The sequence below is a fragment of the Methanococcoides methylutens genome, assembly GCF_000765475.1.
GTDB lineage: Archaea > Halobacteriota > Methanosarcinia > Methanosarcinales > Methanosarcinaceae > Methanococcoides > Methanococcoides methylutens.
This window is the reverse complement of record NZ_JRHO01000013.1, coordinates 19,460-44,161: the sequence shown is the minus strand read 5'-3', so window position 1 is coordinate 44,161 and position 24,702 is coordinate 19,460. Positions and strand designations below refer to the sequence as shown.

The window sequence follows — 24,702 nt, the reverse complement described above, 5'->3', positions numbered from 1 at the left end:
AGGATTTGGTATGACAATAAATGTGGCAGAAACTATACGGAAAGTCATGGGATGGTGCCCGAATACACCTTCAATGAAATTGAGATCAAATCAGGATCTTGATTTTGTAAACACTTCACTCGAACCTTCCAGAAGATCAAATATTGAACTTGTTCAATCTGAAAACGTGATGTTCCCTGCAAATACTTCCCTGTTTTTCATTATCGTTGTATCAGTTTTAAATGCGGTTCTGTTTTTAGTCAGGGGTGAGAGTTCTACAATCCTGATTCCTACCATCGTTGCAATGTATTTCATATATTACTTCCTTGTAACAAAATTTCTTCAATCAAACGTATTAATTGATGAAAGTGGGATTCATTTACAATCTTTTGAGCTGAAGCATATTACATTAAAGTACAACGAAATAAGATCAGTCAGAGCAAATAAGCGTATTAGATCTACAGTTCTGATCATTCTACTACTGGCAATACCACTATCAGCTCTTGTTTCATTGGCTGTTTATTCAGCAACGATACGCGGTGAGTGGCAAATGATCATATCAATTGCCTCATTAGTGCCCGGATATTTACTTGTAAAACATAAATTGAATGGGAAATATCACGACATAGATACACAATTATCCATCAAATATGAAAACAAAAATCGGTATACAAGATGGTATGAACTTACTTCTGATTATTCAATTATGACAGACGAGATGACAGCATCTAAAATACAGAATGCTATTGAACATTATAGGAGGACACAGTAAATGGTATCCTTTGAAAGTGTCAAAAGAATGATGGGATGGTGTCCAAATGTGGGTGCCATGGAAGCCCGAAATGCAGTACAATTCGAGAATCTGGCAATAAATACGCCTAATAACAGAGGTAAAAGGACTCATAGGGATAACGGGTGGTGGAATAAATACCACAACAGAGTCTTAATGGAATTACTGTTGCTCATGTATCTGGCTGTTTTTACTTTTGATGAGTATGGAAAAGTTAATCTGGACATGTACCTCATAGGCGCCATCAGTGGTTTGTTCTTCCATTTTCTCATGGGAATGAATGACTGGCACAGATTTAATAAGGCTGCTTGCAGAGGGAGCGTACAACCACAAACCACCCGAAAACAAAAAGCGATAACATTTCTGGTTATTATTAGCCTGATTGCTTTCGTTGTATTTTTGGTAACTAATATTACCGGAGGAATGGCATTTGTATCGGGTACCATGCTCTTTGTCTGGATAAAAATCCTCGGAGTGCTCTATTGGGAGCAGAAGAACGGGAAGACATTGATCATTCACAAAATATCCTTTTTTGCTGTGGATATCAATACCCTCAGGACTGAATAAAATGACTGTTTTAATCGAAACTATACGTAAAGTCATGGGATGGTGTCCAATGAAAGATATAGAGTTTAAACCGACTCAAAACAACTGCTCACCGGATTTAAAATCTGAAAATGGGAATTTGAGTCAAATGGATAACCAATCAATCAAAGAAAAAGATATTCCCCTCCAAATGATAGATTGGCGTCAGTTAACGATTTTACTCACCCTTAGTTTGTCTTTTCTGATTTTAGTTTTTAACGATCAGTTTACCATAACACCGGTAGGCCATCTTATCCTTGTGTTAGTTCTCATTATGTTGATGGCATTTTTCTTCCTGTTCGATCACAACCGGGTTTCCATTGGTTCCGAAATACTGATGATAAAAACACCTCTGTTCAAACCGATAAACATTCCAAAACAGAAGATTAAAGAAGTAAAGACTATTGACAATACCGTGTACAGGAAAAAGCCGCTCTATATTGTTCTCATTATAGTTATGCTACTGGCCTTTTTTGTGCATACCCGGTACTTATACAACTTGTCAACAAAATCTCTATTATTGGAAGACATAAGATCAAATACCACAATGGTTGTGTTCCCTTATTTTCTTTATATATATATGGTTTATAAAAATCATCGGAGATCCCATTGTCCAAAAGCGATTAAGATACATGCTGAAAATAAGGCCATCACGCTATTTCCAAGAAATGATATTGAGTATCAAACTCTGAAGGAGATATTGGAGAAATGATTGATAGTTTTGCAGAAAATATTAAGAAAATGATGGGGTGGTGTCCGATGAAAGATATAGAGTTTAGACAAACGCAAAAAAATTGCTCACCGGATTTCCAGTCTGCAAGTTCTTTGGGTAAAACAGTTAATGTTCGACAGGTCCAATCTGCTAACGTAATCTTTCCAACCAATAGCAACTTGTACACTGCTTTCTTAATGATAGGATTTAGTGTATTGCTTCGCCTTCCTTCACGTCTTGGTCTTTTGAATTATTTGATAATTCTGTCAGTGACGTATCTTTTATGCTATTTCCTTGTGGCCAGGAGCTTTCAGGCAAGTATTTTGGTCAATGGTTCTGGTGTGCATTTAAGTTCCATCGGGCTTAAAAAAATTACATTAAACCACAGTGAGATTGGTTCCATCATTGCCAACAAGCTTGTACAGCACTCAAAGAAAACACTCCTGATGTTGAAAATCATAGCTTTTCTAATAATTTTTGCATTCGTCACACATATGGTTATGCTGGGGGAATGGCGAACAATTATATCAATGGTCCCACTGTTGCCATTATCCCTTTTTGCATATCAAAAACAGAAAAAAGATTACTACAATTTGGATACACAATTATACATCGAATACAAAAATAAGAAATGGTATAAATTGAGCCCTTATTATTCGCTTATAACTGATGAGGTGACAGCATCCGAAATACAGGATGCGATTGAGCATTACAGGAAGACACCGTAAAATGCCTTCCTTTGAAAGTGTTAAAAGAAAAGGGGTGATGGTGGATCACTCCACCATTTCCTCATTCCCCTCTGCCCAGGCAGGCTCGTTTATAGCAAAGAATTCAAGGTCAACATGTCCGGTGTTCTCCGTGGATTGTTTTGAGTTTGCAGGTATGTGGACAAGCTTTCCTTTGCTCAGCTCAACTGGCATATCTTCTATGTAAAGCACACCTTCACCTTCAAGGACATAATATACCTCGGGGTTCTTCATCATATGAGATTCAATGGACTTACCTGGCTTAATTATCACATGAGCAATACTGTAATTGACTTCCAGTTCTTTATCAGTTGTTTCAGGGTGGAATAAATTACCAATAAACACGTCTCCAAAACGGCTGAAGTGTTCAAGATCTTCAAGATCATTGGTGTAGATGTAGTCATCGAGATAAAAGCCGGAATTCACAAGGTATGTCTGGTTATCGATCGTAGTTCTCTTGACGAATGTATACTTCTTGGAAGGAGAAGTCTCGCCAGGTTTTGGCCAGTAATAATCGACCCATCCCTCACCCTCTTCACTTAAAGCAGTGTCTATGAACATCCTGCCGAACGGTTTACCGTTATAATCTTCAAGATCTTTCACATCCTCGCCCTCACCGCTTGCTTTAGGAGGGTAAACAACCCGTATTCCTTCAGCCTTCCAGACGGTGATGTAGGAATCATCATGATACCACTGACTGTTGTTCTCTCTGAATTCAGGAAATGCAAGCTCTCCTTTTTCATCGATCAGTTCAATAGCGGCATTGACCAGAGCAATTCTATCCTGTTTCTGGGATAATAGCTCATTATGTGCTTCTATGATGATTTGATCTTCCTGTTCACTCATTTCTGTATTATCTGGCTGCACACAGCCTGCAGCTACCAGCAACAGAATTGCCATGGACAGAACGCAAAGTATCTTTTTTAGTTCACTCATATTATCAAACCTATTGAATATTTAAGGAGAAAGTTTAAAATTTTACATATAATAGATCAACAAAAAAGCAAGGATGTTCTTTTATCTCTTCTCTGCTTCATTCCAAATTAAATACAAGATCCGGTTATCTGTAAAAGTTACTAATGCCTACTTCTTTAAAAAAGTGGAGTGAGAAATCACTCCAGAATTATCTCGTGCTCTGGTTTCCAGGCAGGCTCGTTTATAGCAAGGAACTCGAGGTCAACATCTCCGGTGTTCTCCATGTGCTGCTTTGCGTTTTCAGGTACAAGGACAAGTTGTCCTTTCCTAAGTTCAAACGGCACATCTTCTATGTAGAGAATACCTTCACCCTCAAGAACATAATATGTTTCCGGGTTCTTCATAATAAGGGGCTCAAGGAAATCACCTGGTTTAATTATAAAATGTGCAATGCTGTAGTCTATATCCAGACCCATATCAACTCTGTTCGGGTTGATCAGATTTCTAATGGTTGCTTCTCCAAAGTGGTTGATATCTTCAATGTCTTCAAGGTTTTTATTATAGGTGTAGTCATTGACGTAAAAGCCGGAATGCACAAGATATGTCTCGTTACCGATGGTAGTTCTCTTGACGAAAGTAGATTTCTTGGAAGGAGCGGTCTCACCTGGTTTTGGCCAGTAATAATTTACCCATCCCTCGCCATCTTCGCTTAAAGCAGTGTCTATAATCATCCTGCCTAATGGTTCACCGTTATAATCTTCAAGATCGAGCACACTTCCGCCTTCACCACTTACTTTAGGAGGGAAGACAACACGTATTCCTTCAGTCTTCCAGACGGTGATGTAGGAATTATTATTGTACCACTGGCTGTCCTTTTCTCTGAATTCAGGAAATGCAAGTTCTCCTTTTTCATCTATAAGTTCAATAGCAGCATTGACCAGGTCTATTCTTTCCTGTTTCTGGGAATATAGCTCACTCTGCTCTTCTGCTAGCAATATATCTTCCTGTTCACTGGCGTCCGTATCTTCAGTTGATTCAACACAACCCATCCCCAGGGTTGATATAAGTAGAATAAAAATTAAAATGCCTGTTATTTTTTTCATCGAATAATCACAGGCACACTAATAGAGCTTTACTATATTTGTATATTTCTAAAGTTTATTATGTGGTGTTTTGTTACGCACTCATCATTTTTTCCTTTACGATATGCTCACAACCCAAGTCTGTTCACTCTAAAACGTCTATGCACTTTTAGCTCCATTGATGTCTGTTTACATTCAATCAATTGTATTATTTTTTACGAATAACTTCGAAACATTAAAGTATGGTCCTTGTTAACAATTACCATTATCCGAGCTTGCTACATGTTAGCAAGCGTCAAACAAAAAAATGGCAAGTGGTATTTATGTTAGGTATTGATGACCCTCAGATATGGTTGGCCTATGTCCTGTGCATCGTAAGTGCACTGGGATGTATGGTATATGGGCTTTTAAAGTGGAACGAAGAAGAGGACGAGGAGTGCTAAGATGGCGGTCAGTACTTCAACCCTGGGAATATTTGTCCTGATCTATATGCTCGCCGTTTTCTATTGCGGCTGGCTTGCATACAGGAGAACTAAAGAGGTCGACGACTATATGCTCGCAGGAAGGAAGGTCAATCCTTACATTCTCGCACTTTCCTATGGTGCAGCATTTATCAGTACAGCTGCGATCATCGGTTTTGGCGGTGTGACAGGAACGCTTGGCCTGGGAACCCTCTGGCTCGTATTCATGAACATATTTGTAGGTATTTTCATCGCTTTTGTCGTATTTGGAAAAAGGACAAGAAGCATTGGCGTGAACCTTAATGCTGTTACATTCCCTGAACTTCTGGGAAGACGGTTCCAGTCACGTTTCATTCAGGGTTATTCCGGAGCTCTTATCGCTTTGTTCATGCCTCTTTATGCAGGAATTGTCCTTATCGGTGGTGCAAGATTCATGGAAACTGCACTTTCCGTTGACTATAATATTGCTGTCCTTATCCTGACAGTTATTGTTGCTGCCTATGTTATCACAGGCGGATTGCTTGCTGTTATGTATACCGATGCGTTGCAGGGAACCCTTATGCTTGGTGGTATGGCAGTTCTTCTCGCACTTACCTATGCAAAGCTTGGCGGTATCGTTGAAGCTCATCAGGCACTCACTAATCTTGCACCACTTGTACCTGAAAACCTGGCTGCAGGTGGCCATCAGGGATGGACAGCAATGCCGGCCTTCGGTTCACCCATCTGGTGGACAATGGTGTCAACCATCATCCTCGGTGTTGGCATAGGTGTGCTTGCACAGCCACAGCTTGCGGTCAGGTTCATGACCGTTGACAGTAAGAAATCCCTGAACAGGGCAGTCTTCGCTGGTGGTCCTTTCATCTTCATGATGGCAGGTGTCGCATACATTGTAGGTGGACTTTCAAACGTTTACTTCTTTAATACTACCGGAATGCTTGCCATTGAAGTTGCAAAAGGAAACATGGACGTCATCATGCCTGAATACATCAACACTGCAATGCCTGAGATGTTCGTCATCGTCTTCATGATCACCTTGCTTGCAGCTGCAATGTCAACCCTTAGCTCACAGTTCCACACAATGGGAACAGCCATCGGACACGACTTCTATCGCGAGTTCATGATGAGAGGGAATGCAGGAAAGACCGTGGATGTTACAAAGATCGGTATCTCAGTGGCCATCCTGGTCAGTGTTATCCTTGCATACATTTTGCCTATTAGCATCATTGCAAGGGCTACTGCGATCTTCTTCGGACTTTGTGCAGCAGCTTTCCTCCCAACTTATATGGGTGCACTCTTCTGGAAGAGAATGACAAAAGAAGGTGCAATTGCAAGTCTTATCGTTGGTACTTTCAGCAGCCTTTTCTGGCTAACTTTCGTCCATGCAAAAGAAGCAGCTCCTCTTGGAATCTGTCAGGCACTCTTTGGCACAGAGACATTGCTCACAGGCACATGGACAGTTATTGATCCGATCCTTGTGGCAACCCCTCTGGCAATGCTGGTTGCAATTGGTGTAAGTCTTGTTACGACCCCACCAGCAGTGGATCACCTTGAGAAGTGCTACGGAACTAAGAATTGAGAGTATATTACTGGGATATTATGAGTTGCAGGCGATCTCAAAGCCTGCATCTGGCTTTTTTTATTTTATTTTATTTTATTTTTCCTTTAGATATTATTGTATTAAGTTCGAATCAAATCCCCCGCATGATTGTTTTGGGATATAGGTAACGTGATAAACGATATATTGTAGGAAATCTATCTAACCACAAAAAAAGACCTTATTAGATACCTTCTAAATCATGTTTTGGAATTGTGAAAACGTACTGATCCAATATTGAGCTACCTTTTTCTCCCGTGACAAAATCTACGAACATCTGTGATTCTTTCTGGTGTTGGGTTGATGTAACTACAGCTATGGGATAATAAATAGTTTCACTCATCGGTACAGAATTTATCACTTCTATGGTATCTGGTTTTGCAGTCTTGACATCTGTCATGAAGACAAATCCGGCATCAACTTCTCCCCTCTCTACATGAACCATTGCGGATTTTACCGTGTCACCTACTATCATCTTATTTTGCACGTTATTCCATAAGCCATTTTCAATCAGCGTTTGTTTTGCATACTTACCCACTGTTGAAATCTGTGTATCGGTGGATGCTATCTTTTTTACTTCAGGCTTTGAAAGGTCCTCCATTGTTGTTAGGTTAAGAACATTGCCTTTTGGAACTATTATCACAAGGTAACTACCTGCAAAGTCTTTTCGGGAATCGTTGTAAACGAATCCATCAGAAGCCAGAATATCCATTTGGACTCTATCTGCTGGAGCATACACATCTATAGGTGCCCCTCCTTCAATTTGCATCCTTAGAGAACCAGCATTTGCAAAGTTCATTATGACATCTATATCAGGATTTTCAGCCTCAAATTCTTCTTCCATATCTGTGAAAACTTCAGTCAACACTGCTGATGCAGATATGGTGATGGAGGTCGGTTTCTGTTCGTCATCATTCGAGTTAATTGAGAAAGCCGAAAGAACTATGACAATAATGATTGCTATGGCAACCATTAACGTTTGATTTCTTGTATTCATAAAAAGCACCTTCATTTTCGTATACTTAGAGTATAGAGATTGAAATTTTATTCATCAGACTCCATGCTTTATTTCTATAAATGGTAGCAAGAGCGTTATGTTTAACTGAACCGAACGCTAATTGGTAACTGTACAGTAGTATATAAAATTTTTGAATTGTATCTGTGCTTATATAAAGTTCAGAGGCTCTTTTAATGTAACTTATATGAATATATTTGAAAGTTGCTAGGAAAACTAGAAAATAAGTAGAATATCAAATATTCATACAGTTATCATTGTCATCTAGCGTACAAAAAAACGAGTTTCCTTTTTACTAGACGTTTTGATCAGGGTTGTGCAAGGGGACAACACTATCCCGTACACTTTTTTCACGTTGTATATATCCCCACACATAAAATCGGGGATATAGGTAAGCACGAAAAACCAAACTCCCAAAAATTTCATATTTAAAGATGAACATTGTTTATTTTTTAGAGTTGTCCTATTTACTTGTTAACTTTTTTCTGAAAAATGTTTGGTTTATATTTAGTAACTAATTATTATCAAATTTTATTATTTTATTTTTTAAGCAACCAAACAAAAATAAGAAGTGTTATATAATTCATATTATGATAACACATTCAATTATTTTATAGCCTTTGATGGAGAAATTTGATGAATATTTGGAAAATATTAAATATAGCTCTCTTTATTCTAATATTGAGTTCTTTTTCGGCAAATGCAGCACAAATAAGTGAATATGAAGCTTCAAAAATAACATCATCTTATACTTATGATGGAGAACTATGTGAGGCATATGGGCCATATGAATATAACAACAATATGTATTATGTTTGTACAATCTCTGAGGGAGACAATGTAAAAGCTGAAATTGTTATTGACGCGAATAGTGGTGATTTAGTTACAAGTGAACCTGTAGCTAAATACCTAATAAAACATGATTTAGCTCTTTACTATTTGTTTGATGAGGAAAGTTACAGCTTAAATATGCAGAATGCGGACGTTTACAGGCAAGATGTTGTATCCCTTGAAGAAGATTACAATTTTTGGATTGATCTTCGGGATATTGCAAATACACAAGAACAAAAACAAAATGCAAAAGAAGCCGCAGATATTTCGCTTGATATGAAAACCATTTGTGAAAACAAAGTTGAGGTAATTGAAGAAATAATTGATATCCAGACAAGAATAAAATCTGGTGGAACACTTAAAGATGCAGAAAAGATAATTGAAGCTGAAGAAAAAGCTTACTATATCGAAAAACAGGCTTTACCCAAAATAAACAATGCTATTGAAAGAACTCCTATAATTTATAGCACAATTTTGAATAACAATTATAAGTATGGAATTAGCGACTCAGAATGGAACATTTATAAAAGCGATGATGTGTCATTTTTGGAATATGAAAAAGATGTAACTCAATCAAATATTGCATATTGGGAATCAATGGAAAACATGTTAGAAAGTGACACACAGTGGCATTATGAAGCCATGTTAGATAGAATTGGAGCAACTGAATCTTCAAACACAACACCCAGTTTTACACTTGGACTTTCAATGTTAGCCCTATTAATTGTAGGTATGTTTTTTCGCACTAAACAAGGATAAATAATACAGCATAAATCGCAGGCACTATGCCTGCGACCTATTTTTATTATTCGAACCCCACTCCACATCTCCAATCTCTCCCTAACAAGAGCATTGAGGGTAAACGGCATCTCACTTCTGGCATTCTGCTTCATGTAGTGTAAAGTACCTTTGGAGAATCCCATCTTCTTCCTATACTCAACCTTGCCATTCATCAAAGAATTAAACTCTTCAGTAACTTTCCTTCCACTTGGTCTAAGCCTCAATGAAAAACTCTCAGTCCTGATAAAGTCCTTACTATCCATAGCTCCCTTTTCAATCAGATTCATAACAGCAAGATCCACAATAAACCTGAACGGCTCTTGGAGGTCATAGGCTAAACTGTTCTTACTTGGATTCATCTCATGAAGGAAACCAACATGAGCATCAAGACCAACTGAATTGATAGCTCTCAGACATTCGGATTCAAGCAATGCATAGCCATAATTCAACATCACATCGATGAAAACGCAATCATTATCAGGATACCACAACAGATTTAAGCTAATCTCTGTTTGATATTCTTATGGCAGAATCACCGATTTTTGAGATATTTGATGGATTGCCCAGACAGGGGCCTGGCAGCAATGAATGTACTGAAAAAGCCTTTAATTTGCTTTCTTCCCTTCCTGCAGGCAGTAAGATCCTTGACATTGGTTGCGGTGTGGGTATGCAGACAATTCATCTTGCGAAGATCTGCAACGACTGTCACATCACTGCAACTGACATTTACCAGCCTTTTCTGGATAAGCTGATGGAAAATGCAGTTAAAGAAGGAGTTGATGACAGAATTACCACGGTTTGTGCTTCCATGGATGACCTGCCTTTTGAAGCAAATGAATTCGACATCATATGGGCAGAAGGCTCCATCTTTATCCTTGGTTTTGAGAAAGGAATTAGCTACTGGAAACAGTTCCTGAAAGAAGGGGGCTATATGGCAGTGACAGAGAACACATGGTTCACGGATGAACCTTCTTCAGAAGTTGTTGAATTCTGGCAGGAAATATATCCTGGTATCATGAATATACCGGATACTGAAAAAGTTATTACGTCAGTAGGATATGATGTCATTGATCACTTTAAACTGCCAGTTTCTGTCTGGTACGAGTTTTATGACAATCTGGAAAAAAGAGTTGATGAAATCAGTGATAACTATAAAGGAAACACTGAGGCAGAAATGATACTTGAGTTTAACAGAAAAGAGATAAAACTCTTCAGAGAACGCCCAGATGAATATGGTTATGCGTTCTACATTTTTCAGAAGAACAAACTCTAATAGCGTATATGTGGAGTGACTTGCTCATACAAAGCAGATCACGTCCAAATACAAACCGTTTTTAATTTGATTTTTTGCTTTACTACTCGTCCCCACTTGCGCGATTCTTCACCGCATTTGTTTCCCGAAATTGTCGCCTAGTTCCCATAGAAAAACAATAAAAACGACTATTATAGGCATCCTTATATAGTTCCGACCTGCAACATTACTTACCTGTTAAAAGAGGAGTAGACCTATGCCTGTAATAAGCCTGATAGGATGCAGGATGTTCGAAGATGAGATCGTTCATCTTGTTGAACATGATCCTTTGATAGATAACCTGATCATAGTAGAGAACAAGGACTGTGCCGGCATTGTAGAGAAGCTGGATGATATAGGGGTTTCTTACAAACTAGTACCTGAAAGTAAGCTGGCATCCCTGTACTCAGAACAATGTACTGATTCCTATTGTTGTATCATAAATATACTTGAATTTGCATTACATGCTATACCCACCAACCTCAAATCCGAGGTCTATGCGAAAGTCGAAGAAATGGCACCTTACTCGGAAGGTATACTTTTGTTCTATGGGCTTTGCGGTAATGTTCTGGGGGATGTTGAAAAGGATCTCGAGGATATTGAGTGCAAGATATGTATTCTCAAGGAAGAGAACGGTGAGATCATCGATGATTGCATAGGCGCAGTGCTTGGAGGCAGAGAGGCATACCTGCATCACCTCAAGAGCTTCAAAGGAATAGGCACCTTTTTCCTGACACCCATGTGGGCTGCGAACTGGGGAGATATGCTTGTTGCCGGTGGTTTTGGAAAGGACCCAAATGATACTGAAACTTCTAAATTCGTTTTTGATGCGGTGGGGTACAAGAAAGTAGCAAAATTGGATACCGGACTGCGTTATGAAAAGAAGTTCGATGACATCGTGAAGGAGTTTGCGGAGATATTTGACTTTGATATCCTGAATATCGAGGGAGAGCTTGGTCTCATTGAAGGCTGTTACAGGAAGTTCCGTAATGAAGTCCTGAAAAGGGAACAATGATCAGCAGAATGGGCTGTTGTTCATTCCCGGCGTAATATTATTAATGTTGTTGTGTATTACCTGAACTGCATAATCCATCTATCTCTATCCATTAATCCATATCTTCAGGGTGATCTTTGTTGAAACGAGTACTTGCCACAGGAACTTTTGATATTTTACATCCCGGACATGTTTTCTTCTTAAGTAGTGCCCGTGCTCTTGGTGATGAGCTTTATGTCCTGGTCGCAAGGGATTCCATGATAAGACACAAGGCAAAGCCTATTGTTCCTGAAATTCAGAGACTTGAAATGATCAGTTCATTGAAGGTCGTAGATAAAGCAATGCTTGGAAGTGAAAAGGACATCTTCGACCCGCTATATGAGATAGATCCCGACATCATAGTTCTTGGTCATGACCAGACCTTTGATATTGAGGAACTTCAGAAAAGCCTGAAAGAAAAAGGTTTTAAGGCAAAAGTCATACGCATCGATGAATCACTGAAGTGTCCACTATACAGCAGTGGAAGAATAGTCAATAAGATACTCGAGCGATATTGTGAAAGTCAGGACTAACTACCTAAGTAACTGGTTAACTAAGTAACTGGTTAACTAACGAATCTACCTGATCTAATTCAAAATTGTTAAAATAAAAAATAGAAGCAACCTAAAAATAAAAGGTTTAGAGGAGTGTGTCCTCTATCCTCTGGAGTGCTTCCCTTATCCTTTCCTGTGATGTAGCATAGGATATCCTGATGAAATCCTTGCTGCTTGCTCCGAATCCTGATCCTGGAGTTACAGCTACGTGTGCTTCCTGCAACAGTTTGTCTGCTATTTCATCACCGTTACCGAACGCGCTTACATCGGCAAATGCATAGAAAGCACCGTCTGGCTTCTTGCACTTAAAGCCGATCTTGTTCAGTCCATCGATAAGGATATCACGTCTTGCCTTGAACTCCGTGATCATGTTATTGACAGGTTCCTGTGGTCCTTCCAGTGCTGCTACGCCACCAAACTGTGCGAAGGTCGTAGCACTGCTTACGGAGTGGGAATGGATCTTCTTAAAGCCACTCATTAGTTCTGGTATAGCTGCCACATAACCAAGTCTCCAGCCAGTCATTGCATATGCTTTTGAGAAACCGTTAACTGTTATGGTGCGGTCGTGCATACCATCCATTGAACCCATGCTGATGTGCTTTTTATCATAGATGATCTTCTCGTAGATCTCATCGGATATCACAAGCAGGTCGTGGTCGATAGCAAGGTCTGCAACTGTCTTAAGCATCTCTTTATCATACACTCCACCTGTTGGATTGCAAGGGGAATTAACGATGATGAGCTTTGTCTTGTCAGTTATGAGTTCCTCAATTCCGTAAGGCATGAATCCGTTGTCCGGATCAGTAGGTGCCCATACAGGGTTTGCACCTGCAAATTTGATGCAGGGGCTGTAGGATACCCATGAAGGATCAGGAAGGATAGCCTCATCATTGTCATCGAGGACAGACATAATGATCTCAAAGATCGCCTGCTTTGCACCAGGAGTGACAAGTACGTCATTTGGTGTAAGATCAAGCTTGTTCTCATTTACCAGCTTGTTTGCAATTGCTTCCCTGAGTTCCGGAATACCGTTTGATGGTGCATAATGTGTTTCACCACGGTACATTGCGTCAGCAGCTGCCTTGCAGATGTGTTCAGGAGTGTCAAAGTCCGGTTCTCCGAGACTGAAACTGATGATATCGATACCTTCACTTTTCAGCTTGTTGGCAGCGTTTGCGATCTTTATCGTTGCCGATTCTTCTACACGCTCAAGTCTTGATGATGGCATAGGAATTACCCTCATTATATCGTTTTTGAATTCAAGTTGGAATTGTACAGGTTATTTCAGGCGTCTGACAAGCTTTACTGCAGCTTCAACTGCACGCTTTGCATAATCCACGCGCTGGTGTGCTTCCATGCGTGTCATGCCAGGTCCTGCAATACCAAGTGTCACTGGTTTGTCAAATTCAAGTGAAAGATCGGTGATCTTCCTTGCAGCATGCTGGACAACAATCTCGTCGTGCTTTGTAGCACCTTCGATCACAATGCCAATTGTGATCACAGCATCGATGTCGTCTCTCTTGCAAAGTTTCTTGATAGCAAGAGGCATATCATATACGCCGGGTACCAGAATTGTGTCTATGACCTCAGCGCCAAGGAACTTTGCATGCTCTGTTCCCAAAAGCTCCATCTGGTATGTCAGGTCCCTGTTAAACTCAGCTACAACAAATCCCAATCTAATAGGTTCACTATCACTCAAAGCATATAACTCCTTTATAATGTATATAATGTCTAACTTCTATTATTCATTAAACATCAATCTTGCATATAAATATACGTATAGGGCATCATTTCACCCAATTCCGGATTCTTATTATGCACGATTTGATACACAAAAATGAAGTCATGATACACAAAGATTAATAGAAATGCTTTCAAATAACAAGCTGATGCTATCAAATGTTGCCATACTGCTTGTCGGCCTAATACTGCTGGTAAAAGGCTCAGACCTTTTTGTCAGTTCAGCATCTGCTATTGCAAAAAAACTTGGGGTTTCAGAGTTTATAATAGGACTAACTCTTGTTGCTATTGGAACTTCCATACCTGAGCTTGCTTCTTCCATAGCAGCATCACTTTCACAATCAAGCGGAATTGTTGTAGGAAATATTGTCGGTTCGAACATTGCGAACATAGCTCTTATAGTCGGCTGTGCTGCGATCATTTCGGTGGTGAAGACAGATTCAGATATGCTGAAAAGAGATGGATACATTATGCTTTTTGCTACCACCCTTTTCCTGCTTTTTGCATTTGATCTGCAACTATCAAGAGGTGAAGCAGTTATACTTATCCTTTTTTATGTAGCTTATGTTTTCTTTTTGTTCGAGGACAAGTCAAAATATAAAGATAAGTCCTATTTCGTGGAGTTTATTGGTTATTTTGTTAAATTCAAATATGTAGGGTCGATGAACAATCGTATCAGAGAAGGGATCAATGGCTTTAACTCCGATGGTAAAAAAGAGACTGAAAAGGAACGCGGAAGCATTTCCAGAGACCTTCTAATTCTTGCTGTTAGCGGAATAGCAGTGATATTCGGTGCCAAGTACTTTGTCAACGAAGCAATATTCTTTGCACAACTATTTCAGTTGCCTGATACCTTTGTTGGTGTCACGCTTGTTGCAGTAGGCACTTCCCTTCCTGAACTGATGGTGACAATATCTGCTGCACGCAAAGGTTATGGAAACATTGCGATCGGAAATGTGATCGGCTCCAACATCACCAACATTTTCCTGGTACTGGGAATCTCTGCGTTTGTATTCCCTCTCGAAATAACAGGACTCAGTATCATGTTCACGATCCCGTTCATGATAATGATCAGCGTGGTTCTGTTATGGTTCATTAACACTCACTGGGAGATCAGGAGAATAGAAGGAATAGCACTGATAGTGCTTTATGCGCTCTTCCTCATATCATTATTCAAGTCCGAAGTGGCATTTTGATCATCGAACAATCATTAATTTTTCAATTGAGATATCATCTATTGCCTGATAATCTGCAATCAATTGACTGATTCGGCATTAATTAAATATTTATCAAAATAGACTTATCATTTAAGATTACTTACTGATTATTTTTAAATTGATGAAAATAAATTCTGCAAAAAGGTACCATAGAAATCATGTTATTTGATTTGTAAATGATCTGCGGACACTCTGATCCATAAATTTTGCAACCCACAAAATATATAACACATTGTTTCACTGATAAGAGCCAATGAAATTAAGACCTCAATAAGTTTTATTCAACATTGAGAATGCATTCAATGTTAACTGGAGATTTTAATATCCAAAAGCCAAAAAAGAAAATTGAAGTACGAAACCTAACTAAAATTTTTGGGAAAAAACCCCGGAAAGCCCTTTCTCTTATCGAAAAAGGATTCACTAAGCGCGATATTTTTGAAAAAACCGGACAGAACGTTGGACTTTACAACGTTAATTTTGATATCTACGAAAGCGAGATCTTTGTAATAATGGGCCTTTCAGGTTCAGGAAAATCCACTCTTTTGCGATGCATAAATCGCCTTATAGATCCTACTGACGGACATATTCTCCTTGATGGCGATGATGTTGCCACAGCAAGTTCGGAGGAACTGCGAGAGATGCGCAGGAAAAAAATGGGAATGGTTTTCCAGAATTTTGCACTTATTCCCCACAGGACTGTTCTTGATAATGTTGCATACGGTCTTGAGATACAGGGCGTATCAAAGGATAAAAGATATCCTAAAGCGAATGAAGCTATCGAGACAGTTGGTCTCAAAGGTTATGAAGACAGCAGAACATCACAGCTTAGCGGAGGGATGCAGCAAAGGGTTGGACTTGCACGAGCACTTGCAACTGATCCCGATATCCTCCTGATGGATGAAGCTTTCAGCGCTCTTGATCCCCTTATAAGAAGCGAGATGCAGGATGAATTGCTTGCACTGGAAGACAAGATGCAGAAAACTATAGTTTTCGTATCTCATGACCTTGATGAAGCCCTGAAACTGGGTGACCGTATCATGATAATGAATGATGGTAAGATCGCACAGATAGGCACTGCTGAAGAGATCCTTACAGAACCTGCTGATGATTATGTCTCAAGGTTCGTTGCAGGTGTTGACCGGACCAAGATATTTACTGCAGAAGCGGTAATGAAACGTGCCGAACCAGTGGTATCAATAAACTCCGGTCCGAAAGTTGCTTTGCAATTGATGAGGGAACATGGTATATCCTCTATTTTTGTTGTGAACAGGGAAAAGCATGTTGAAGGTATCATTAAGGTGGATGATGCATTAAAAGGCTCAAAGGAAGGAAAGGGCCTTAGAGATGTTATGTCTCATGATGTCACAATAATTCATCCTGATACACCTTTAAACGAACTTATCCCGATAATAGAGAATAGTTCCCCCCTTGCAGTCGCAAAGGATGATGGAAAACTTATTGGAATAATTGTAAGAGGAAGTGTACTTGGTGCACTTGCGATCGAGGAGGTGTAATCGATGGCTATAACTAAAATACCGGTGGGCGAGGCTATAGAAGTTCTGGTCAACTGGATCGAAGGTAATTTTGGAGTATTGCTGGATCTTTTCAGTGATGTAACCGATTACATGATCACCGGTCTTAATGATATACTGCTTTTGTTCCCCCCTATATTATTCACGCTGATCATTGCAATTGCTGCATATTTCATTGGTAAGAAAGATCGAAAGCTTGCAATTGGAAGTGCTGTTGGTCTACTCCTGGTCGATAATATGGGACTGTGGGAGTTGTCGATGGAAACTATTGCACTTGTACTCGCATCTGCTTTCCTTGCATTACTTATTGCAATACCATTGGGAATTGTCTCTGCAAAGAATGAAATGGCATTTCATGTGATCAAGCCAATACTTGATCTGATGCAGACAATGCCTTCATTTGTGTACCTTATTCCTGCCGTCATATTCTTTGGACTTGGAAATGTCCCCGGACTTGTTGCAACCATTGTTTTCGCAATGCCTCCGGCCATCAGGCTTACAAACCTGGGTATCAGACAGGTCCCAAAGGAACTGACAGAGGTCGCCGATGCATTTGGTTCGACCCCATTGCAGAAACTGGTCAAGGTGGAACTTCCAACTGCACTGCCAAGTATAATGGCAGGTGTCAACCAGTGTATCATGCTTTCACTTTCAATGGTAGTAATCGCTGCCATGATCGGTGCGAGAGGTCTGGGATATCAGGTCCTTATTGGTATACAGAGGGTCGATATCGGCCAGGGATTCGAAGCAGGACTTGGAATTGTGATCATTGCAGTCATACTTGACAGGTTCACACAGCATCTTACGCCTAAGTAAGATGCATCTTTCTTTCATAGCGGCAAATCGTCGCATGGCACATTCGAAAAATAAATTTTAATAAAAAGTTTGTGATAATTTGAACGGCAAAATAAAATCATTAATGCTAATTATGGTAGTAATGCTGAGTCTTGTTGCAGCCGGTTGTACCGGACAGGATGATGCAGGAGAAGAAACTGTTTCCGAAGAGGTTACAGTCGGATACGTCCTCTGGGACGGAGAGATCGCAAGCACCAATGTGATAGAACAGGTACTTGAGATGAAGGGCTATGACGTAGAGATCATAGCAGTAGATGCAGGTGCACTTTACCAGGGTCTTTCACAGGGAGACTTTGATTTTACAACCTCTGCATGGTTACCTATTACACAGGAAAACTACTGGAACCAGTATGGTGACCAGATAGTCAACGTAAGACACAACCTTGAAGAATGCCAGCTTGGACTCGCAGTTCCAACATATGTTGAAGTTGATTCCATCGATGAGCTCAATGCAAACAAGGAAGCATTTGATTCTGAGATCATAGGCATCGATCCTGGTGCAGGTATCATGCAGAACACTGAGAATGCAATTGAAGCATACGAACTTGATTACACACTTATCTCAAGCAGTACAGCTGGAATGACCGCTGAGCTTAGCAGGGCTATCGCTGATGAAGAACCTATAATTGTTACACTCTGGTCACCACACTGGGCATTTGGACGCTGGGATCTCAAATACCTCGATGATCCGGAAGATGTATTTGGTCAGGCAGATAATGTGGACACCCTTGCACGCATGGGTCTTGAAGAGGACATGCCGGAAGTATATGGCGTGCTTACAAGGTTCCACTGGTCACATGAAGATATACAGTCAGTAATGCTTGACATGGAAAGTGACATGTCTCCAGAGGAAGCAGCTGCAAAGTGGATCGAGAACAATCCAGAAAAGGTAAACGAGTGGCTTGGTGAGTAATTACTCACCCCACTTTTTATTTTAGCTACTATACCCATTTTAGCTACCAGACCTGAAAAAGGATCTGTGTTCTCTATCATTCTTCAAATTTATGTTTGGGTTGGATCAAACAGGGTTTCCTTCCCTATCTTCAATATTTGTATTAAATCCCTGTACTTAAATACCAGGAGGAAAAAAGTTGAAAAATCGATCAATATATGCGTTAGCATGTTTCATGCTTGCACTGGCCATTATAGGGGGCGGATGTATATCCGAAAGTAAAGAAAATCCAGTCGAAGAAACCGTGTCAGAACCAGTAACACTGGGAATAATTCAGTGGGATGATTCACGTGCAAATTCCCAGGTCTTCAAGCAGATACTTGAAGCAGGCGGATATGAGGTAGAAGTTGTAAATGCTGATGTAGGTGGTCTTTACCAGGCAGCTGCACAGGGTGACATCGATGCAATTGTAGGCGTATGGTTACCTATTACACAGAAACCATACTGGGATAAATACGGAGAAGATCTGGATTATGTAACAAATGTATCCACGGGTGCAAAATGTGGACTTGTTGTTCCTGAATATGTTACAATAGATACCATCGAGGAACTTAATGAAAATGCAGACAAGTTCGATGGAATTATAAATGGAATTGAACCTGGATCCGGTATCATGCAGAGTACAGAAAAATGCTTTGTAAATTATGAAATGGGCAACTTTGAACTTTACTCCAGCAGTACTGTTGGTATGGTCACTGAACTCCAGTCTGCTATTGATAACGAAGAATGGATCGTTGTAACCCTCTGGAGACCACACTGGTCCTTTGCAAGGATGGATGGTTTGAAGTTCCTCGAAGACACTGAAGGTGTCTATGGTGAGAACGATAATCTGGCGATCGTTGCAAGGAAAGACTTCCAGGAAGACAGGCCTGAAATATATGAGATCATGAAGAGGTACAATATGGACCTTTATGATATCGAATCCATGATGATCGATATCGATAAAGGTAAATCAGCCGAACAGGCTGCCGCAGATTGGTTAGCAGAGAACCCTGAAAAGATCGATGAGGTTCTTGGGAACCAGTGAGGTTAGCACCTCACAAATTCTTTTTTTACTTTTTTTGGAAAATCTAAGAGATATTTTATCTACCCTTTAACAGAGATGGGGTACGTTTTCAAAATTGAAAATAGATTATGAATTATCATAAATCCAAATTTTGACATTCAACTTTGGGATGTATTATAGTTCAGTGTGATCACCACTTCAGGAAAGCTTTTGCAAGTAATGATCCCTTTCTGATGTAATATTTCCTGATCTCATCCTGCAAGAACAGCAATATTGCAAATGGTAGTGCAAGCAAAAGGTATTCCACCGGAACAGGTGCTGTTCCGAATATCGTGTTCGCGAACGGATAGAACATTATCATGGAAAGTATCAGTAATTCACTCACTATAGCCAGCAATATCATTTTGTTAGTGAACAGGTTCCTGGACAATGCTGATTCCACCCTTGTACGGGATACTAGCAGGTTTGCGACCTGGCATATTATTACCGCAGCGAAAAACGCCATTATTGCCTGTCTGTAGAGAAGTTCAGTGCTTAGCAGAGCCTGTCCCCATGTCCATCCTCCGTCCAGAAGTACTGCAAAGTAACACGTAAAGCCTGCAAGAGCTTCGATGGGTCCTTTCATTCCATACGATGTCAAAAGCACCTGTGGTGTCAGGAGCTTTTCATATTTAGAGCGAGGAGGTCGGTTCATTATGTCACCTTCACCTTTCTCAACAGCCAGTGCCAGTGCCGGGAGTATGTCCGTACCAAGATCGATGGCAAGGATCAGTTGTACGTTCATTGGCAGAGGGATCGCAAGAAGGACGAATGCAATGAACGGCAGTATTTCCGGGATGTTGCTTGTAAGGATGTAGGCAATGAACTTCTTGATATTATCAAAGACGGTCCTTCCTTCTTCCACTGCACTGACGATGGTGGCAAAATTATCGTCAAGAAGTATCATGTCAGCAGATTCCCTTGCAACATCCGTACCGCTTCCCATAGCGACTCCCATGTCAGAATTCTTGATTGCAGGGGCATCATTGACACCATCCCCGGTCATGGTAACGATCTCTCCCATTGACTGGAATGCCTGTACTATCTTTAATTTCTGGACAGGGGATGTTCGTGCGAATATAATATCCGGTGCCTTTAGTTTTTCTGAAAGTTCATCAAGTGAGAGTTCATCCAGCTCGGCTCCTGTGATAATCACCGGCTCATGCCCATTGTTACTGAAACCAACGGTCTTTGCGATCGAAAGGGCAGTTACCGGATGATCACCGGTTATCATTACTACCTTGATTCCAGCCCGGTGGCATTTATTGATAGCATCTTTAACCTCCGGCCTGGGAGGATCGACAGCTCCGGTAAAACCGATGAAAGTAAAGCCGGCATCATATTCCATCTCCTCTTCTGCCCTTCGATAGGCAAGAGCAAGAACACGCTCTCCCCTTTCAGCGATCTTTAGATGCATGTCAAGGAGATCGTTCCTGTCATTTTCGGTAATAGGTACCTCATCCCCATTCATCAGGATGCGGTCACACATTTTGACAACGACTTCACTTGCACCTTTCAGGTAGGACTCCTTATCATCAGTATCAACATCATTACCAGTATCAGCATTATTACCAGCAACAGCATCAGTATTAGAATGGTAAATGACCTGCATCCTTTCTTTCAGGGAGTCGAACGAATATTCCTTCAAACGAGCATTCTTTTCCCGCATAGCATTAATATCCGCGAATTTTGATGCATACATCAACAAGGCACCTTCAGTAGGATCCCCCTTATATCCTGCAGGTCCCTCAGTAAGCCTTGAATTATTACAAAGGACCGCTACTTTCAGGAGTATCTCCGGCGGCACTTCCCCGTTTGCCACATCGATATGTTCAAAACCCAGAGTTACCGAATGTATGGCCATCTTGTTCTGTGTCAGTGTCCCGGTCTTATCAGTACAGATGACCGTGGTGGATCCAAGCGTTTCCACTGATTCAAGCTGTTTGATAAGCGCATTCCTTTTTGCCATCCTTTTTGAGGCCAGGCTTAAGGCAAGGGTCACAGTTGGAAGCAATCCTTCCGGGACATTGGCAACGATGATACCTATTGCAAAAATGAGGTTCAATAGGAACAGGTCCTGTATCACAAAGCCAATCGCAAAGAAGGATATACCCAGAAATATTGCTATTACGGAAATGATCTTGATGAAAGTGTTAAGCTCTTTGCGAAGAGGAGTTTCAACGGATGTTGTCTGTTCCGTAAGGGTTGCAAGCTTTCCCATCTGTGTGTTCTGGCTGGTTCCGTAAACAATAGCTTTTCCATTACCCGTTAATACAAGCGTACCTGAGAATACCATGTTCCTGCATTCGAGTAAGTTTGGATGGGTACATTCAAGCGAGCGTAACTGCGGCTCAGCCTCTCCGGTCAGTGAAGAATTGTCAACCTTTAAGGTATTCTCTTCAATGAGCCGGCCATCAGCAGGTACCTTGTCACCTTCCTCAATGAATATGACATCCCCTACAACCAGTTCTGATGCCAATATTTCCTTAATTGTCCCATCCCTCAAAACCCTGGCAGCAGGAGGTATAAGCTGGCGGAAACTTGCCATTATCTGTTCAGCCTGGTATTCCTGTATGAAAGTAAAAGTTGCATTAATAATGACAACTCCAAAAAGTGCGACCGATATGTAGAGGTTGCCTTTCCCGGGATCCAGGCGTTCTGCTGTATATGAAAGAAAAGCCCCTGTGATCAGAAGGATCGAGAAAAAATTGCGGAATTGCTTTAGGTACTTTTTTAGAGCTGATTCGCTCCCCATGTTTTCAAGAATGTTCTTTCCACACACCTCCAACCTTCTCAGGGCTTCAGCTGATGTTAATCCTTCAGCATCAGCATCGAACCTTTTGAGAAATTCTTCGAGAGAGATGTTATGCTCATCGCCTTTTACCCCGCAATCAGGAACTTCATTGTTGAGTATAATGTTACCCCCATACTCTCAACATTTAACATATTTATACATACAATTGTAATAATAGGATATAGATTCTTCCATCTGGCCAATCAGGGAGTAAATCAAATATTCCGTCTAAATTTTTTCAGAATATATGGTATAATTAATGAAACAATTGATATTTTTACCAAACCTAAATATACTACTCCTGCCAATATCTGAAGACAACTGATAAGTACGGGGGTACTGCGTGTTCGAACGTAAATGTATTATTATCGCGGGTGAAGAAGCTGGTCCGAAGTCCAACAAAATGGGCGGTATATGGAATGTTATTGAGGCAGAAGTAAAAACTCTTGCTAAAATGCTTGAAGACGGAACAATAGACGAGGAAACAACTCCAAGGATCTTCGTTGCGTGTCCTTATTATGGCTATAGTGGTTCGGATTGGAACAAGGGACTCAACCGTATCACAGACATGAGTGAGTTCGAAGATTTCGTGCCAGATGAAAGCCTTTCACTTATCATTGAAAAGCTCCGGGAAAAAGGCATCGAACTTATTGTTGCATCCAAAAAGATCTCAGGAATAGAGATCCTCTACCTTATGTTCAAGACCAATGATTTTTGCAGGACTGGTGTTGATTATAAAGGAAAACATGTCTGTCTGGAAAATAAGATAAAAGCCGAAGCATATGAGCTCACAGGTCTTGATTCCCTTTCATATGAGGAAATGGGTAACAGGACCGAATATACACATTACCTTAATCTTTCGTACGCAATATCAGAATTTGTTCATACTCTTGTAGCTCTCAGGGAAGAAAAGGCCAAGACCTATGAAGATGAACTAATATCCGAATTTGCCAGTTCTTTGATGCCTTCATGGCATGTTTCATTGCACTGTCATGAATTCGGTGTCTTTTATGCAATTGCCAGGCTCAAGAAGATCGGTGTTCCTATCAATTCAGTTGCAACTTATCATGCAACTATTCCCGGCAGAGTTGCAGGACATCTTTCCATCCAGAAAATACGTGATAATGACCGTTCATGGGGAGATGGGGTTCCAAAGAATATGGCAACCCTTGAGTCGTTATCCTCATATGCAGATGTTGTAACTGCCGTAGGGGATTCTACTAAAAAAGAGATCAAATTGTTCTATGATATTGATTCCATAATTGTGAGGAACGGCATCGATATTGAGATCGAGGACATTGATGAGCTATGGGATAAAAAACTAAAGCTCCGTACTAAGATCCAGGAATTGACTTCCGAAAAGATCTACAAGACCTATAACAGCGTAGAACTTTCACCTGAAAGAATAATTCCTATCTTCTCGATCTCAAGGATCGAAATTGAAAATAAAGGTTATCCTGACCTGCTGGATTCACTTCTTATTCTTGACAGGATGGTCAGAATAGAGGTCGAAGCAGGCAGGCTTGATGAGAACTACAGGGTTGTTTGTTTCATCATAACTGCTCATGGTCCGAAAACTAATCTGCCGGAAAACTTCCCGATAATGCTCGATGAAGAGGTGCTGATCGGTGAAGAGCTGCGGATCCAAAGAATGATCGAAGAGAGAGGACTTGAATGTTCCAGACTTCCAAGTGCTAGCAGGTATGTTTCTGCTGTTCTTTATCCTCAATGGTTGTCGAGCAACGATGGTGGTTTCAACATGACGGTGGATGAGTTCATGGCTGGTTGCATTGCCGGCATATTCCCTTCCAAATATGAGCCATTCCTGTTAACCGGTCTTGAGGCAGGAAAAGAAGCAACACCAAGCATTGTAAGCAAAGTTTGTGGGTTCAGTGATGCACTAAAAACCGTCAAGCGTCTTGTAATGGGAATGGGGGGAGTATTGGTAGTTGACAATATCGATCAGTCTTATCTTGAGACCATAGCAGATTATGCACTTACCATGGATTACTTCATCGACACTTACACTGACGATAAGACAAAATACAACTTCCTCTGCCAGGAAGCAAATCTCCTTGCCAAGGATATGAACTGGCAGGAACCTACTAAGCAATACTACGAGATGCTTACAGGCATAAAAGCAAAACATGAAATGAAAGATCTCTAATGGATATAAATTGCCTTATGTGAACAACTGTA

Annotated in this window: 22 protein-coding genes and 1 pseudogene; 16 read left to right on the top strand and 7 right to left on the bottom strand. The window is 40.5% G+C overall.

Annotated elements, in window-relative coordinates; translation table 11 throughout:
- The first annotated feature begins 10 nt into the window (after positions 1-10).
- From LI82_RS06420 to LI82_RS06405, 4 genes are read left to right on the top strand one after another with little or no spacing between them, the layout of a single operon-like run.
- The gene (locus LI82_RS06420) at positions 11-751 is read left to right on the top strand and encodes a DUF1673 family protein (protein ID WP_048194312.1); all 741 of its coding nucleotides are present in this window, start codon (positions 11-13) and stop codon (positions 749-751) included.
- A complete protein-coding gene (locus LI82_RS06415) occupies positions 752-1,336 on the top strand; it encodes a DUF1673 family protein (protein ID WP_048194310.1) in 585 nt (194 codons plus the stop codon).
- Between the two features lies 1 nt (position 1,337).
- Entirely contained in the window at positions 1,338-2,066 is a 729-nt protein-coding gene (locus LI82_RS06410) for a DUF1673 family protein (RefSeq protein ID WP_048194309.1), read from the top strand.
- A gap of 47 nt (positions 2,067-2,113) precedes the next feature.
- Entirely contained in the window at positions 2,114-2,794 is a 681-nt protein-coding gene (locus LI82_RS06405; RefSeq protein ID WP_160174957.1) for a hypothetical protein, read from the top strand.
- A 45-nt stretch (positions 2,795-2,839) separates the two neighbouring features.
- Here LI82_RS06405 and LI82_RS06400 read toward each other — a convergent pair whose 3' ends face one another.
- Positions 2,840-3,748 carry a cache domain-containing protein gene (locus LI82_RS06400; RefSeq protein ID WP_052402780.1) on the bottom strand — a complete coding sequence of 303 codons (909 nt, stop codon included), beginning with the start codon at positions 3,746-3,748 and terminating at the stop codon, positions 2,840-2,842.
- Between the two features lie 176 nt (positions 3,749-3,924).
- Positions 3,925-4,830, bottom strand: coding sequence for a cache domain-containing protein (locus tag LI82_RS12450; RefSeq protein ID WP_081955763.1), 906 nt, complete (start codon positions 4,828-4,830; stop codon positions 3,925-3,927).
- A 302-nt stretch (positions 4,831-5,132) separates the two neighbouring features.
- Between LI82_RS12450 and LI82_RS13620 the strand changes: the two genes are divergently transcribed.
- On the top strand, positions 5,133-5,252 hold the full coding sequence (locus LI82_RS13620; RefSeq protein ID WP_330217372.1) for a symporter small accessory protein: 120 nt from the start codon (positions 5,133-5,135) through the stop codon (positions 5,250-5,252).
- Position 5,253: 1 nt separating this feature from the next.
- On the top strand, positions 5,254-6,846 hold the full coding sequence (locus tag LI82_RS06385) for a sodium:solute symporter family protein (RefSeq protein ID WP_048194306.1): 1,593 nt from the start codon (positions 5,254-5,256) through the stop codon (positions 6,844-6,846).
- Between the two features lie 202 nt (positions 6,847-7,048).
- On the opposite strand, the gene modA is transcribed toward LI82_RS06385, so the two are convergent.
- Positions 7,049-7,861 carry a molybdate ABC transporter substrate-binding protein gene (gene modA, locus LI82_RS06380; RefSeq protein ID WP_048194304.1) on the bottom strand — a complete coding sequence of 271 codons (813 nt, stop codon included), beginning with the start codon at positions 7,859-7,861 and terminating at the stop codon, positions 7,049-7,051.
- A 654-nt stretch (positions 7,862-8,515) separates the two neighbouring features.
- On the opposite strand from modA, the gene LI82_RS12905 reads away from it, so the two are divergent.
- Positions 8,516-9,469, top strand: a complete 954-nt coding sequence (locus LI82_RS12905) for a hypothetical protein (RefSeq protein WP_048194302.1) — start codon at positions 8,516-8,518, stop codon at positions 9,467-9,469.
- A gap of 59 nt (positions 9,470-9,528) precedes the next feature.
- Here the strand turns inward: LI82_RS12905 and cas1 are convergent.
- A pseudogene (cas1, locus tag LI82_RS12735) lies at positions 9,529-9,951 on the bottom strand (CRISPR-associated endonuclease Cas1); the annotation flags it as partial.
- 62 nt (positions 9,952-10,013) lie between these two features.
- Between cas1 and LI82_RS06370 the strand changes: the two are divergent.
- From LI82_RS06370 to LI82_RS06360, 3 genes are all read left to right on the top strand, one after another.
- Entirely contained in the window at positions 10,014-10,763 is a 750-nt protein-coding gene (locus LI82_RS06370; RefSeq protein WP_048194300.1) for a class I SAM-dependent methyltransferase, read from the top strand.
- Between the two features lie 235 nt (positions 10,764-10,998).
- Positions 10,999-11,796, top strand: a complete 798-nt coding sequence (locus LI82_RS06365; protein WP_048194298.1) for a DUF1638 domain-containing protein — start codon at positions 10,999-11,001, stop codon at positions 11,794-11,796.
- Positions 11,797-11,912: 116 nt separating this feature from the next.
- Positions 11,913-12,347, top strand: a complete 435-nt coding sequence (locus tag LI82_RS06360; RefSeq protein ID WP_052402776.1) for an adenylyltransferase/cytidyltransferase family protein — start codon at positions 11,913-11,915, stop codon at positions 12,345-12,347.
- 106 nt (positions 12,348-12,453) lie between these two features.
- On the opposite strand, the gene LI82_RS06355 is transcribed toward LI82_RS06360, so the two are convergent.
- Both LI82_RS06355 and ribH read right to left on the bottom strand, forming a co-directional pair.
- Positions 12,454-13,596, bottom strand: coding sequence for a pyridoxal phosphate-dependent aminotransferase (locus LI82_RS06355; protein ID WP_048194293.1), 1,143 nt, complete (start codon positions 13,594-13,596; stop codon positions 12,454-12,456).
- A 51-nt stretch (positions 13,597-13,647) separates the two neighbouring features.
- Positions 13,648-14,067 carry a 6,7-dimethyl-8-ribityllumazine synthase gene (gene ribH, locus LI82_RS06350; RefSeq protein WP_201770303.1) on the bottom strand — a complete coding sequence of 140 codons (420 nt, stop codon included), beginning with the start codon at positions 14,065-14,067 and terminating at the stop codon, positions 13,648-13,650.
- 190 nt (positions 14,068-14,257) lie between these two features.
- Between ribH and LI82_RS06345 the strand changes: the two genes are divergently transcribed.
- The 5 genes from LI82_RS06345 (at position 14,258) to LI82_RS06325 (ending at position 19,691) form a co-directional block, all read left to right on the top strand.
- Complete coding sequence (locus tag LI82_RS06345; RefSeq protein WP_201770309.1) at positions 14,258-15,304, top strand: calcium/sodium antiporter; 1,047 nt, start codon at positions 14,258-14,260, stop codon at positions 15,302-15,304.
- A 323-nt stretch (positions 15,305-15,627) separates the two neighbouring features.
- Complete coding sequence (locus LI82_RS06340) at positions 15,628-16,839, top strand: quaternary amine ABC transporter ATP-binding protein (RefSeq protein WP_048194290.1); 1,212 nt, start codon at positions 15,628-15,630, stop codon at positions 16,837-16,839.
- Positions 16,840-16,842: 3 nt separating this feature from the next.
- Positions 16,843-17,673, top strand: a complete 831-nt coding sequence (locus LI82_RS06335) for an ABC transporter permease (RefSeq protein ID WP_048194288.1) — start codon at positions 16,843-16,845, stop codon at positions 17,671-17,673.
- Positions 17,674-17,785: 112 nt separating this feature from the next.
- Positions 17,786-18,625: a glycine betaine ABC transporter substrate-binding protein gene (locus tag LI82_RS06330; protein ID WP_236622689.1), complete on the top strand. Its 840-nt coding sequence runs from the start codon at positions 17,786-17,788 to the stop codon at positions 18,623-18,625.
- A gap of 178 nt (positions 18,626-18,803) precedes the next feature.
- Positions 18,804-19,691, top strand: coding sequence for a glycine betaine ABC transporter substrate-binding protein (locus LI82_RS06325; RefSeq protein WP_052402774.1), 888 nt, complete (start codon positions 18,804-18,806; stop codon positions 19,689-19,691).
- 169 nt (positions 19,692-19,860) lie between these two features.
- Here the strand turns inward: LI82_RS06325 and LI82_RS06320 are convergent, their stop codons facing one another.
- The gene (locus tag LI82_RS06320; protein WP_201770308.1) at positions 19,861-22,623 is read right to left on the bottom strand and encodes a cation-translocating P-type ATPase; all 2,763 of its coding nucleotides are present in this window, start codon (positions 22,621-22,623) and stop codon (positions 19,861-19,863) included.
- A gap of 223 nt (positions 22,624-22,846) precedes the next feature.
- On the opposite strand from LI82_RS06320, the gene LI82_RS06315 reads away from it, so the two are divergent.
- Entirely contained in the window at positions 22,847-24,670 is a 1,824-nt protein-coding gene (locus LI82_RS06315) for a glycosyltransferase family protein (RefSeq protein WP_081955761.1), read from the top strand.
- The last annotated feature ends 32 nt before the right edge of the window (positions 24,671-24,702 follow it).